This is a genomic window from Chromohalobacter sp. 11-W (assembly GCF_029889905.1).
Taxonomy (GTDB): Bacteria; Pseudomonadota; Gammaproteobacteria; order Pseudomonadales; family Halomonadaceae; genus Chromohalobacter.
The window spans coordinates 84364-97653 of record NZ_JARANZ010000004.1 but is presented as its reverse complement, the minus strand read 5'-3'; the positions used below and the strand labels follow the sequence as shown (position 1 = coordinate 97653).

Annotated in this window: 10 protein-coding genes and 1 riboswitch; of the genes, 7 read left to right on the top strand and 3 right to left on the bottom strand. The window is 63.3% G+C overall.

The window, feature by feature from the left end:
• Positions 1-250: 250 nt before the first annotated feature.
• From OP494_RS07125 to OP494_RS07095, 7 genes are all read left to right on the top strand, one after another.
• Positions 251-1003: a glycerophosphoryl diester phosphodiesterase gene (locus tag OP494_RS07125; protein WP_280540245.1), complete on the top strand. Its 753-nt coding sequence runs from the start codon at positions 251-253 to the stop codon at positions 1001-1003.
• A 143-nt stretch (positions 1004-1146) separates the two neighbouring features.
• Complete coding sequence (locus OP494_RS07120) at positions 1147-1965, top strand: MotA/TolQ/ExbB proton channel family protein (RefSeq protein WP_280540082.1); 819 nt, start codon at positions 1147-1149, stop codon at positions 1963-1965.
• Positions 1962-2804: an OmpA family protein gene (locus OP494_RS07115; protein WP_280540081.1), complete on the top strand. Its 843-nt coding sequence runs from the start codon at positions 1962-1964 to the stop codon at positions 2802-2804. Before OP494_RS07120 ends, OP494_RS07115 begins: the two co-directional genes overlap by 4 nt.
• A 202-nt stretch (positions 2805-3006) precedes the next feature.
• Positions 3007-4251 (top strand): NupC/NupG family nucleoside CNT transporter, encoded by a 1245-nt coding sequence (locus tag OP494_RS07110; RefSeq protein WP_280540080.1) that lies wholly within the window; start codon positions 3007-3009, stop codon positions 4249-4251.
• A gap of 77 nt (positions 4252-4328) precedes the next feature.
• Positions 4329-4547: riboswitch (cobalamin riboswitch) on the top strand.
• A gap of 120 nt (positions 4548-4667) precedes the next feature.
• On the top strand, positions 4668-6509 hold the full coding sequence (locus tag OP494_RS07105) for a TonB-dependent receptor (protein WP_280540079.1): 1842 nt from the start codon (positions 4668-4670) through the stop codon (positions 6507-6509).
• A 91-nt stretch (positions 6510-6600) separates the two neighbouring features.
• Complete coding sequence (locus OP494_RS07100) at positions 6601-6900, top strand: winged helix-turn-helix domain-containing protein (RefSeq protein ID WP_280540078.1); 300 nt, start codon at positions 6601-6603, stop codon at positions 6898-6900.
• 94 nt (positions 6901-6994) lie between these two features.
• Entirely contained in the window at positions 6995-8071 is a 1077-nt protein-coding gene (locus OP494_RS07095; RefSeq protein ID WP_280540077.1) for a PA0069 family radical SAM protein, read from the top strand.
• A 28-nt stretch (positions 8072-8099) separates the two neighbouring features.
• Here OP494_RS07095 and OP494_RS07090 read toward each other — a convergent pair whose 3' ends face one another.
• From OP494_RS07090 to OP494_RS07080, 3 genes are all read right to left on the bottom strand, one after another.
• Positions 8100-9119 (bottom strand): sodium:calcium antiporter, encoded by a 1020-nt coding sequence (locus OP494_RS07090; RefSeq protein WP_280540076.1) that lies wholly within the window; start codon positions 9117-9119, stop codon positions 8100-8102.
• A 171-nt stretch (positions 9120-9290) separates the two neighbouring features.
• Entirely contained in the window at positions 9291-11612 is a 2322-nt protein-coding gene (locus OP494_RS07085; protein WP_280540075.1) for a helicase C-terminal domain-containing protein, read from the bottom strand.
• Positions 11609-13285, bottom strand: a complete 1677-nt coding sequence (locus OP494_RS07080) for a VRR-NUC domain-containing protein (protein WP_280540074.1) — start codon at positions 13283-13285, stop codon at positions 11609-11611. Before OP494_RS07080 ends, OP494_RS07085 begins: the two co-directional genes overlap by 4 nt.
• Between the last annotated feature and the right edge of the window lie 5 nt (positions 13286-13290).

Here is a 13290-nt window from a genome sequence, read left to right as displayed (position 1 = left end):
AGGCGCGCAGATTAGCATATCCCCGAACGCCGCCCCATGGCGATACGGTCATGATTCTGTCAAAAAGGTGTCTCAATCTAGGCGGCAATACCAACGTGAACGGCATGCCTCCCACCACTGAACCAATACCGCTACGACATGCCATAATGCCCATCGGCCACTCGCGAGGTTCATTTACATGCCACTTTCTTCAAGCGGTACTACCTTGCCGCCGACAATCACCCCCCAGCGCGAGGCACAAGCCTCACCGATCAGCGAGACGAGCCTCGCACTCCCCCGCGTTATCGCGCATCGCGGGCTTTCCGCGCATGCCCCCGAGAATACCCTGGCCGCGGTACGCGCTGCCCACACGGCCGGATGCCGTTGGGTGGAGCTCGATGTCCAGCAACTCGGCGATGGCACCCCAGTGATCTGGCATGACGCCGGCGTACGACGCTGCTCCAACGGACGCGGCAAGTTGCGGCATCTCGATCTCGCCCAGGCACACCAACTGGACGTGGGCAGTTGGTTCAGCCCGGCGTTTCGCCACGAGCGCATGGCAACGCTCGACGAGATGCTGGCACTGATCGTCGAATGCGACATGGGGCTCAACCTCGAACTCAAGATCAGCTATCGGCATAGCCCCGCCGCCCTGGCCAAGGCCGTCGTTCCGCGCTTGCTGGCAGCGCTCCCACCCTCGCGACTGCTGGTGTCCTCGTTCGACCGAGACGCGCTGCGCACGGCACGCGATATCGAAACCGATCCGCACCGGCTACGCCTGGGACTACTCTACGACAAGCTCCCCAAGGGCTGGCGCGCGGATGCCGAAAATCTCCTGGCGTATAGCATCCACCTCGACTGGCGCAAGCTGAAGCCCGCCGGCGCCAGCGCCGTACGAGACGCGGGGCTGCGCCTGCTGTGCTATACCGCCAACAACCCGGCGGTTTTTCGGCCCTGCTGGGCATGGGGCGTCGACGCCGTGATCAGTGACGACCCGACATGTTTCACGAACGCCCTATCCTAGCCGTCCTCTAGTCGTTGAAAAGCGCACAAAGCACACGGCAAATACACGCTTTGCACGCCCCAGCCGCGCGTATCATGCGTCATGGTGGCCCTTGGCCACATCGCTCTATCGCTTTCATGCTGCTCCTGCATCGGACAACGCCCATGAACCCGTCGACTCTGATCGGCATCGCCGCCAGTGTGCTGCTGCTCGCCACCGTCGTACTTTTTACCGCGCAAACGCCCAGCAGCTTCTTCAATTTCCCCGGCCTCGCCATCGTCATCACCGGCACGCTGGCCGCCACGTTCATCAGCTATCCCATGCGTGAGGTAGTGCGCGTCTCGCGTCTGGTAGGGCTCGTCTTCCGTCGCGAAAACAGCCGTATCGACGATGACATCCAGACGCTGGTATCCATGGCCCGGCACTGGTTTCGTGGCAATATTCGCGCCATCGAAGCCGAGCTCGAAGACACGCGCAATCCCTTTTTGCGCACCGGGGTATCCCTGGTGATCGCCAATACTCAGGATGACGAGATTCACGATGTCCTGCGTTGGCGCATCGCCCGCATGCGCGCGCGTGAATACGCCGAGTCGCAGATCTTTCGCACCATGGCCACCTACGCGCCCGCGTTCGGCATGCTGGGCACCTTGATCGGCCTGATCAACATGCTCGAAGTGATCGACGGCGGCGACCTGACGATCATCGGCCCGCGTCTCGCCATTGCTCTGATGTCGACGTTTTACGGCATCCTGCTCGCCAACCTGCTCTTCAAGCCGATTGCGGTGAAACTGGAACGCCGCACCGAGGAGCGTCTGATCGAAATGCACATGGTCATGGAAGGGGTGATGCTGATCGCCAAGCGCCGCCTGCCGTCGTTCATCGAGGACACGCTGAATTCCTTCATGGCCGAGCACCAGGACGAGATCCGCGAACCGGCACCTGGAACATCCAAGCGGTCACGTGAGGAGGAAACGGTGGCATGAGCCGTGCGACGCATCGCTACGCCATCGACGCCGGCGATACCTTGATCGCCCCCGTAAATCACGCGGGCGATGAAGGCGGCGGCTGGCTGATGAGCTATCTCGACATGCTCACCTTGCTGATCACCTTGTTCGTGCTACTATTGGCACTCACCGGAAACGACGATAGCAGCGCCAGCGACGAGGCGCTCGCCTTCCCGGCCCTGGGCGTGCCCACACTGCAAGCGCCCGCATGGTCACCGAATTTCTACACCCCACCGCGTTCAAACAAACGCTACGTTCCGCCGCGTGACACCGCTTTCTATACGCCACCGCCGATGGCGCCACGGCCTCCACGCGTGATCATGGTCAACCCGGATCCCGCCAAGGCCTTGATGACCAGCGTCGAGGCCTCCCGCGATACCCGTCGCGTGCGCCAGCTGACGAGTACGCTCAAGCCCTTGATCGATGGCGTGGTAGTGACACAAAGCGCCCAGACCCTGAACTTCCGCATCGAGAATCGCCTGCTGTTTTCCAGCAGCCGCGCCGGCCTCACCGACGAAGGCCGCGAGGTACTGCGTCAGTTGCTGGACTCGCTGCAGCAATACGAGGGCGATATCACCATCGAGGGCCATACGGATAGTCGCCCCATCGCCACCGACCGCTTTCCCTCCAACTGGGAACTCTCGACGGCGCGTGCCACCGCCGTCTTACGGTTCCTGGTCGAAGAAGGTCTCGATAGCGATGAGCTACGCGCGGTGGGATATGCCGACACACACCCGCTGAAAAGCAACGCCACGGCCGAGGGACGTGCGGCGAATCGTCGTGTCGAGCTAGTCCTGCATGAACCCGAGAGCCAATGATCGGCTGTTCGATCAGTGCCTTGGCATAATCGCCCCCACATCGGCCAGCGATCCTGATAAAGTACGCACCCTTTGAGGCGACCCCACGGTCGCCTCAAAGGGTGCCACCCCAGCGCGCCTTCTCGGTCCTTAGAGAAGGCAGCGATATCGCCATCATGGCCGCACTTCTCGTAACCCAGACCGCGTCATTCAGGAGTATTCGATGCAAACCCTCATGGGGCTCGTCGGCGTGGTGGTCGTCCTGCTGATCGCCCTCGCCTTGTCCGAAAACCGTCGAGCCATTCGTCTGCGCACCGTCGCCGGGGCGCTTGCCATTCAAGCCGGTCTTGGCCTGTTCGTGCTCGCCATCCCTTTCGGACAAAGCGTCCTGCTGGGGCTCACCAACGCCGTACAGTCGGTCATCGACAGTGCCCAAGCGGGTATGAATTTCGTCTTTGGCGGCCTGGTCAGCGACACCATGTTCGAGGTCTTCGGTGACGGCGGTTTCGTCTTCGCCCTGCGCGTATTGCCCATCATCGTGTTCTTTTCTTCCCTGGTCGCCGTGCTTTATTACCTGGGCATCATGCGCTGGGTGATCAAGCTGATGGGCGGCGCGCTGCAGAAACTGCTGGGCACTTCGCGTACCGAATCGCTTTCCGCCGCCGCCAATATCTTCGTCGGACAGACCGAAGCGCCGATGGCCGTGCGTCCGTTCCTGTCGCGCATGACCCGCTCCGAGCTCTTCGCAGTGATGGTCGGTGGCCTGGCCTCGGTGGCCGGTAGCGTACTCGGCGGTTATGCGGCGATGGGCATCTCCCTGGAATACCTGCTGGCTGCCTCGTTCATGGCGGCGCCGGGCGGGCTGCTGATGGCCAAGCTCATCGTGCCCGAAACCGAGCCCCCGTCTCAGCCAGTGGAAGACGTCATCGACGGCGAAGACGACGAGGCCCCTGCCAACGTCATCGAGGCGGCGGCCAACGGAGCCGCTTCCGGTGTCCAGCTAGCCCTCAACGTGGGCGGCATGCTGCTGGCCTTCATCGCCCTGATCGCGCTGGGCAACCAGATTCTGGGTGGCATCGGCGGCTGGTTGGGTTACCCGGATCTGACCCTGGAACTGCTACTCGGTTATCTGTTCGCGCCCTTGGCGTTCTTGATCGGCGTCCCCTGGGAAGAGGCGATCCATGCCGGCAGCTTCCTGGGTCAGAAACTGGTACTCAACGAGTTCGTCGCCTTCGCCAACCTCGCCGCCGATCCGCAAGCACTGAGCGCGCATGCTCGGGCCATCGTCACTTTCGCGCTGTGCGGTTTTGCCAATCTCGCCTCCATTGCCATTCTGATGGGCGGGCTCGGCATGATGGCGCCCAGTCGACGCAGCGATATCGCGCGGCTGGGGCTCAAGGCTGTGGCCGCCGGCACGCTCTCCAACCTGATGAGCGCGACATTGGCCGGCGTGTTCCTCTCTCTCTGAGAGATTTCGTCTCTTTGCATGCCGGTCGCGCCCTCCGCGACCGGCGTTTGACTTCCCCAAAGCCGCCAAGCAGAATCCCCGCCCGTCGAGACCCAGGTGCTCGGGAAACGGGTGAAAGTCCCGTACTGCCCCCGCAACGGTAATCGCGCCACGTCGGAAATCGTCGCTGCCAGCCGCGCATGCGACCGCCACTGCTCTTTGGTTAGCTCGAGTGGGAAGGCGTTTCCGCCCGGTGTCGGATATTCTCCGCCGCCAGCGCGTCAGTCCGGAGACCGGCCTGGTTCTCAGCACTGGCTGATGCGGAGGGCTTCGCCAGTGGCGACCGTTGCATTCACGCCGTCCAGGCGACGCGGCGGCGTCACCTCTTGTCCTCCTCATCGCGTAACTCGTTTCTTACGCTGATGAGGCGTTTTTCTATGTTGCATAAAAAGAATCTGCTGTGGCTGGCCTTCGTGATGGCGGGCAGTGCACAGGCGCAGGGCGATCAACAACTATCCGACCTTCAGGTCACCGCCAACCGGCTTCCCCAATCGCAAAGCGATGTGCTGGCAAGTACCACCGTCATCGACCGTGATGACATCGAACGCAGCCAGGCCGGCTCGATCATCGATCTGCTGCAGGGCCGCGCGGGCATCGAAATAGCCCAAAGCGGTTCGCCCGGCACGACATCCAGCCTATTCATGCGCGGCACCGAATCCGACCATAGCCTGGTGCTGGTCGACGGCGTGCGCATCAACTCGGCAACCAGTGGTGGCGCCAGTTTGGAAATGCTGCCGCTCGAGGCCATCGAGCGCATCGAGATCGTGCGTGGGCCCCGGGCTGCTGCCTATGGCGCCGACGCCATCGGCGGTGTCATCCAGGTCTTCACGCGGCGTGGCGCAACCTCCGGCACCCAAGGCGGACTCAAGGCGAGCGCAGGCAGCGACAGCACGCAACGCCAAAGCGCCTGGGTCGCCACCGGCGATGACGACACTCGGCTGAACGCCTCGCTCTTCCACCGCGACGGCGATGGCTTCAATGCCACGCAGGCGGACGACAGCGGCGAGCGTGACGGCTTCGAGCGCGAAGGTGCCCAGTTGGGGCTCTCACATCGCATCAACGATGACGTCGAGGTGAGCGTCAATGCCCTGCGGCAGAACTTCGAGGGCGAATACGACAATTGCTTCCGCACCGGCGACTTCCTAGCACCAGCGTCACAGGACTGTGCCACCAAAGGCTATCTGCAGTCCTTCGGTGGCCAGCTCGATGTCCAACTCCAGCCGGACTGGCAGATGCTGATCACCGCCGGCCATTTCGACGAGCAACGTGAGGAGCGTCGCGCAGGCGAACGCCAAAGCCTCATCGAGAGCCACCGCGATGAAGTCGGGCTGCAGCACCGCTTCACCCGCGACAACGGCGTCGACGTGCTGGGCGTCGATTACCGCCACGACAGCGTCGACTTCGATAACCGCGCCGGTGCCAGCTACGACCGCGATAGCCGCGAGAATATCGGCATCTATGGCATGATGCAGCGCACCTATGGCGCCCACGAGCTTTCCGGTTCCTTACGCTATGACGACGATTCCCTGTTTGGCGACGAGACCACCGGCAGCCTCGGCTACGCCTATCGACTCACGCCGTTTCAGCGACTCGGCGCCAGCGTCTCCACGGCCTACAAGGCACCCAACCTGATCGATCTCTATGGGCCCTACGGCACCAACCCCGATCTAGATGCGGAAACCGCCAAAAACCTCGAGGCGTTCTGGGCCTACGAGCGCGACAACTGGCACACGCGAGTGACCGTCTTCGATAACCGTATCGACGACCTGATCGGCTACGATCCCATCACATCCGTTCCTTACAACGTCGACAAGGCCCGCATTCGCGGGGTCGAGCTCAGCGGCGGCTGGCAAGCCGGTGGCCTGACGCTCAGCGCCAGCCTCACCCACCAGAACCCCGAGGACCGGCAGACCGGCGAGCGCCTGCAGCGTCGTGCCCGCACCTTCGGACGAATGGACGCCGACTACGCGCTGGCCGACTGGTCGTTCGGCGCTACCTTGCGCGCCGCTGGCGATCGTCGCGATACCGATTTCGTCACCTATGGCGACACCACTGTCGCCGGTTATGGCGTCATCGATCTGCGTACCAGCTGGCAGGTCACGCCCATGATCGAGCTCTCGGCCAAGATGGAGAACGCCTTCGACAAGGAATACCAATTGGTCGACGGCTACAATACCCAGGATCGCTACGTGGAAGGCGGCGTGACACTGCGCTTCTGATTCGCCTCTTCCCACACGCTGCCACGCATGCGCCCTGCCCCTTCATGGGAGCGGGGCGTTATGCTGTATGACCCTTTACAGGAGAACACCCATGGCGCTGAGCAAGACCCAAAGCAGCTTTTATCGCCGGCTATATGTTGCGCACCTCATCGACAACGGGACGGCTAGCGTACCCGCGCTGATCGAAGCCACCGGCATGCCGCGTCGCACAGCGCAGGACACCGTCAATGCCCTCGTGGAGCTGGACATTCACTGCGAATTCGAGCAGCAAGCCGGCGCTCGGCATCACATCGGTCGCTATGTCATCCGCGACTGGGGGCCCATCGACCCGACGTGGGTCGCCGCGCATGCGTCGCGTTTGCGCGAGGCGCTGGGCTATCCGCCGAGCTGATCCCGGCTTCCGGAGCGTCACGCGAACACAAGCGACTTGAACGTGCAGGCAAGGCGCCTATACTGTTTATAAATACAGTCTAGTTGACGTAACCATGACGACGCCCAGAGATCGCTCCCAGGCCCGCAAGGGGCGAGGCGCGACCTTCGACCCCCACAATCGTTTTGCACCCACGGTCAGCGAAGCCATTGACGATGGCTGGTGGCAGGAAGAAGCGCCCACACGGCTGGCTACCGAAGTGCGTGACGAGCCCGCCAAGAGCGCGTTGTCCTGGAATCACTCGCCGGATCTGTCCTTCGACCGCTCGTTGAATCCCTATCGCGGTTGCGAGCACGGCTGCATCTACTGCTACGCACGCCCCAGCCATGCCTACTGGGACATGTCACCGGGGCTCGACTTCGAAACCAAGCTGATCGCGCGCACCGGCATGGTCGAGCGGCTACGCGACGAACTCGACAAGCCCGGCTACGTCTGTCGCCCGATCAATCTGTCGGGCAACACCGATTGCTACCAGCCTCTGGAAGCGGAGCGCGGCACCACCCGGGCCCTGCTGGAACTGCTGCTGGATACCCGCCATCCCGTCACATTGGTCACCAAGAGTGCCTTGATCTTGCGCGACAAGGCCTTGCTCGCCGAGATGGCCGAGCACCGCCTGGTGCGCGTCTTCGTCAGCCTGACCAGCCTCGATGATGACCTCAAGCGCACGCTTGAACCGCGTACGGCGGCACCGCGCACACGCCTCAAGGTCATCCGCGAACTCAGCGAAGCGGGCATTCCCGTGGGGACCTTGATTTCGCCGGTGATTCCGGGGCTGACCGATCATGAACTCGAGTCCCTGCTGGAGGCCGGACACGACGCCGGTGCGCGCACCGCCGCCTGGATGCTGCTACGCCTGCCGCATGAGGTCGCGCCGCTGTTCGAGACCTGGCTCAACGAGCATTACCCGCTACGCGCCGACAAGGTCATGAGCCTGATCCGCCAATGCCGTGGCGGCGAGGATTACGATGCCCGCTTCGGCCATCGCATGCGCGGCGAAGGCGTGTTCGCGAAACTGCTGGCGCAGCGTTTCCGCACCACCTGCCGACGCTTGGGCATCGGCGATCGTGCCGAGATGGGGCTTGATACCAGTGCATTTCGCGCCCCGCATGCCCAGGGCGACTTGTTCGACTGAGGCAACCGCGCGCGCCGAATCACGCGGTTCAGGCAGCCTCGTGGAAAACCATCGCCACCCCGGCGCCATACAACAGCACCAGCGCCACGCTCTCGAAGCCGATGCGTGCCGGGCCGTGCTTCTCGCGACGCACCAGCCCCAGCAGCAATACCGCCGTCATCAGCACCGACAGCGCGATCCACAGCAATGTCTGATCGGAAACGGCGTGATAGATCGAACCGTCGCGATAGGCGATATCCGAGGCGGCGGCGAACAGCGTGTCGAAGGCGTTACCACCGATGATCCCCCCCACGGCCAGGGTCAGCGCCCCGCGTCGTACGGCGGCCACCGCAGTCACCAGCTCGGGCAAGGAGGTCGCGACCGAAGTCAGCAGTATGCCCACGGCGGTCTGGCTCATGCCCGTTTCGGTCGCCAGCGTCGTCGCCGCTTTCTCCATCACCCAGCCGGAGACGCCCAGCAACAAGGCCAGCGCGGCGAACGCGCCCCACAACCGCATCAAGGAATAGCGCTGGGCTTCGTCATCCGGTGCATCCTCGCGGGTTTCGCGCGTGCGTCGTGGCATCCACATCGGCTGGCTACGCACTTCATCGATGATACGCAGCCCATACACGTAGCCCAGAAACAAAAGCGGCGTGACCGGATGAATGCCCCACAGCGTCCACTCCGGCGAATAACGCGCCACCAACAGCATACCCAGCAGGCACATCAACAACGTGCCCTGCGCCAGATTGCCGATGGACGCGGCCGCATGCTCGAGATTGACGCGTCGCAGCGCCGCATCGGCGAAGGTGAGAAACAACGTCTGAGCAGCGATCCCGCCCACGGCGTTGCTCATTGCCAATTCGGGCTGGCCCTTCCAGGCCGCCGTCACCGACAGCACGATGCCGGATAACGAGGTCGCCATCCCCATCAGCACCGCCCCGGCAATGGCCTCCCCCATGCCGGTGCGGTCGGCAAGTGTGTCCACCACGCTAGTCAAGCGCGTCCCGACCACACCGATGACCAGGGCGCATCCGACGAATAGCGCCACGCTCAGCATCAAGCTCATACTACGCGTCCTTGAGAGGGGGTTTACAAAATAGGCGAGCGACGTCAAGACAAGGCAAAATCGGGCGAAAAAGCGGAGTTTACGTGGGGTAAATGAGTATTTTAAGGCCGATTTCAACGCCGAATTGTCGAGCGCAGTCCTTTTGTAAACACTCTCTGAGACATGTGCGCCCTACCCTAAAGAAGCACCGCCCGGCTTGCGAGCCTGAGCGTCAACGTTTTGGGTGACGTGCCACCATGACGGCAATAACGCCTGAATACGGGGCTCGGCGAAACGATCGTCGATCAGGTGAATCGTGCCCCGGTCCTCACGGGAGCGAATCACACGCCCGGCGGCCTGAATCACCTTCTGTACCCCGGGATAGACGTAGGCATAGTCGTAGCCGGCACCGAACATCGCCTGTAGATAGCGTCGCCGCTGCTCGTTGACTGCATTGACCTGCGGCAGCCCCAGGGTGGCAATGAAGGCGCCGATCAGCCGCTCGCCCGGCAGATCGATACCCTCGCCGAAGGCCCCTCCGAGTACCGCGAACCCGACCCCGCGCCCGTGCGACGTGAAGCGTGCCAGAAAATCCGTCCGCGCCGTTTCGTCCATGCCCCGCGCCTGCTGCCATTGCGGCACCTCGGGGTGCGCCTCGCGCAAACGCGCGGCGACGTCCTCCAGATAGGCGAAGCTGCTAAAGAAGGCCAGATAATTGCCTGGCCGCCGCGCATAGGTCGCGGCGATCAAGTCGGCGATAGGTGCCAGCGATGCCTGGCGATCGCGAAAGCGCGTGGATATATGCCGGGCGATATGCACGCTGAGCTGTTCCCTGGCGAAGGGCGACGCGACATCCAACCACACGCTGTCCTCAGGCAGCCCCAGCAGATCGCGCTGATAGCGCTCGGGCGTCAGGGTGGCCGAAAACAGCACGCTGGCATGCGCGGCCTTGAAACGCGGGGTCAGCAACGGCGCCGGCACGATGTTGCGCAGGCTCAGGCGCGCATGACGCAAACCGCGGTGGCCCGGGCGCATGGCGATGTCGCACACGAAGTGACGATCGAACAGTTCGGCGACGCGCACCGTCTTCAAGGCATCGAAATAGAAACGCTGCAAGGCCGGTGACAAGGTATAAGGCGGCTCGGCCGCTACTTGCCCAATCGTCCCCACTAGGCGCTGCAACGCCGCCAGCCACGCCTCGGGAACGTTTTCGAGTGCGGTATGCTCGTTGACGCACTCGCGGCCCAGCGCGTTCCATTCACGATTGAGTTGCTTGAGCGCAGCGCTGACCCCGGTAGGTTTCTCGCGGATCAGGGCGCGCAGATCGCCCTGATCGAGGCTTGCGCTGTACATATCACGCGCACGCTCGACCAAATTATGTGCCTCGTCGACCAGCACGCCCAGGCGCCAGTCGTTGGCCTGGGTCAATAGATGCAGCAAGCCGCCGCTGGCGAAGTAATAGTGATAATCGCCCACCGTGACATCGCTCCAGCGCGCCATTTCCTGACCCAGATAATACGGACAGACGTCATGCGCCAAGGCGGTGTCGCGCAGGCGCGCGCGATCCCAGTCGCCAGCGGCAATCAGTGCGCGACGCGCATCAGGCAGCTTATCGAAAAAGCCCGCCGCCAACGGGCAGGACTCGCCGTGGCAGGCAAGATCGGGATGCTCGCATGCCTTGTCGCGCGCGGTCAGCTCCAGCACACGCAGTGGGGTCGTTTCCACCACGGGGTTCAGCGCATCCAGCGCCAGCTGGCGTCCGGGCGTCTTGGCGGCGAGATAACACAGGCCATCGAGACGCTGCGTCGGCATCGCCTTGAGCATCGGAAAGAGCGTGCCCAAGGTCTTTCCGGTACCCGTCGGCGCCTGGGCCAGAAGCGAGCGCCCGGTACTGGCCGCCTTGTAGACGTTTTCCGCCAGCGTGCGCTGCTCACCCTGCCAGCTCGCATGGGGAAAACGCATCGCCGCAAGCGCCTCGTCGCGTGCCGCACGGTGTGCCGTTTCCTGCAACGCCCAGTCGAGAAACGCCGCGCACTGCGCCTCGAAGAAATGACGCAAGCTTTCACGGTCCACACGCTCGACGAGCGGTGTCTCGACCTGGCGGGCGATATCGAAATACACCAACGCCAGTTCGAGTTCGTCGAGACCTCGCGCCTCACATAGTAGCCAGCCATAAAGGCGCAACTGGGCCCAATGCAGATGACGATGGTTATCTGGCTGACGTGTCAGGTCTCCGCGATGGGTCTTGATCTCTTCCAGACGTCCACGTTGCGGGTCGAAACCGTCGGCACGCCCACGCACGCGCAAACTGTATCCGGCAGCGCTCCAATAGACACCGCTCACGGCGACTTCGCGCTCATAATGGGCGTCGCGACGCGAGGCCACTCGGGCATGCCCTTCGATGCCTTCTTCAGCGCTGGGCGACGGCGTGAAACGCAAGTCGAGATCGCCGCGCTTGGCGGTGAAGTCGCACAGAGTGCGCACCGCCACCGTATAATCCACTGCCTCGCTCATGACGCCCACGTCACGTGGCAGACATCGAGCGGCATGTCGTGACGCGCGCAAAACGCCAGCCACCGGCGTTGATTGTCCTGCAGACGATCGCCCGGTCCCTTGACCTCGATCATCCGGTAGTCGCCCTGCTCGGGGCGAAACTGGATCAAATCCGGCATTCCCGCCCGGTTGGCACGCACATCGCGCAGCAGACGCTCGAACCACAGCCGCAGATGCGCCGCCGGCAGGCACGCCAGCGCCATGTCCAGCAACGCTTCATCGAGCGCCTCCCACTGCACGAAAGCGGATTCGAGCCCATGCTTATCGTGGTAAGTGCGGCGGATCACGGCACGATAGCCATGCTCGCCCTCGGGCACCTCGAGACGCGCCAGGCACTGTGCGAATAGCGTCTCGCGACGCGAGGCGAACTCGGGGCGCAACAGATCCGCGGGGGCCCGCTGGAACGGATGAAAGAAGGCCCCGGCAAGCGGCGCGAACACTGCTTCCCAGCACAGCAGACCGAACAGCGCATTGATCAACGCATTCTCGACGTAGTACACCGGCATCGACGCGCACGACAGATGCGCCGCCACGGCGCGTTCCACCGACGTCGTGCGGGGTAGCGTCATTTCCAGGCGCGCCGGCACCGGCTCCTCGGTCACGGACGGCGGCGCGAGTGCAAGACGGCGATGCAGACGCGGCAACAGGCGGTCCAACTGCTGACGTTCGGCCTCGCTTTCCGGCGCCGCTGCGGCGTCGTTGGCCAGCGCCAAAGCCTCGGCATGGCAGGTTTGGCGCTCCAGCATGCGCAGGCGGCGCCCACGGGCACCGGGATGAACGCTCTGCGCGTAAAGGCCTGCCGCTGCCTCCAGCGCACCTTCGCGCTCACGCGCCCGAGCCAGCAGAAACAACAGCTTGCCACGCCGGTTTTCCAGCCATGGATTGTCATTCGCTGCCGGCACGTCATGAAGTATGTCGGCAATCGGCTCGCCAGCCTCCAGGCGCTCGCGACAGGCATGCAGATGTACGTAGGTGTGAATGTCTTCGCGGCGCTGAAAGGCCCGCGAGGCAGGACTCAGCGGTACCCGCTCGAAGCGGCGCACGCCAAGATCGGCAAGCACGAACTCGCTCCAGTCCTGATGCAGGTTGCCAAAGAACATCAAGCGCAGCCGCTCACACAGCGCCATGCGCGTCATGCGCACCACCTTGAAGGGAATCTCGGGGCACCATGCGGTCAGCGAATGCTCGCCAAGGTCGGCCTCGGCGAGCACCTCGAGCATGTCCGCCTTGCGCGCGCCACGTGTGAGGCCGTGATCCCGCAACAGCCCGTGCAGATGGCGGCCGATCTCGGCTTTGGTCAGCAAGGACCACAGCGCCGCCAGCGATAGAGGCGGATCGTCCTCCACCCATTCGCATTCGATCAACGCCACCATCGCCGAAGACGGCGTTCCGATTTCCGCATAGTCGAGCCGGTCGTCACGAAAAGTATCGCCTTTGCGCATGACCATACGCACCCACAGGGCCTGCGCGGGCTCGGGCAAGGTTTCAAAACGAGTGAGAAAGTCGCGCTCTTCGTCATCGAACAGATCCACGTAGCACGCTTCGATCCAGCGCAAGGCACTGCGGAAGTTATGCAGATAATAAAGCGGATCGTCGAGGGATGCGGGGCGCGGCGGGAGCGGCGTAGCGTTCATGAACG

Excerpts from the sequence above, each read along its gene's own strand:
- OP494_RS07120 (WP_280540082.1), top strand. The coding sequence starts at position 1,147 with ATGAACCCGTCGACTCTGATCGGCATCGCCGCCAGTGTGCTGCTGCTC.
- OP494_RS07085 (WP_280540075.1), bottom strand. The coding sequence starts at position 11,612 with ATGAGCGAGGCAGTGGATTATACGGTGGCGGTGCGCACTCTGTGCGAC.
- OP494_RS07105 (WP_280540079.1), top strand. The coding sequence starts at position 4,668 with ATGTTGCATAAAAAGAATCTGCTGTGGCTGGCCTTCGTGATGGCGGGC.
- OP494_RS07090 (WP_280540076.1), bottom strand. The coding sequence starts at position 9,119 with ATGAGCTTGATGCTGAGCGTGGCGCTATTCGTCGGATGCGCCCTGGTC.
- OP494_RS07080 (WP_280540074.1), bottom strand. The coding sequence starts at position 13,285 with ATGAACGCTACGCCGCTCCCGCCGCGCCCCGCATCCCTCGACGATCCG.
- OP494_RS07115 (WP_280540081.1), top strand. The coding sequence starts at position 1,962 with ATGAGCCGTGCGACGCATCGCTACGCCATCGACGCCGGCGATACCTTG.
- OP494_RS07110 (WP_280540080.1), top strand. The coding sequence starts at position 3,007 with ATGCAAACCCTCATGGGGCTCGTCGGCGTGGTGGTCGTCCTGCTGATC.
- OP494_RS07095 (WP_280540077.1), top strand. The coding sequence starts at position 6,995 with ATGACGACGCCCAGAGATCGCTCCCAGGCCCGCAAGGGGCGAGGCGCG.
- OP494_RS07100 (WP_280540078.1), top strand. The coding sequence starts at position 6,601 with ATGGCGCTGAGCAAGACCCAAAGCAGCTTTTATCGCCGGCTATATGTT.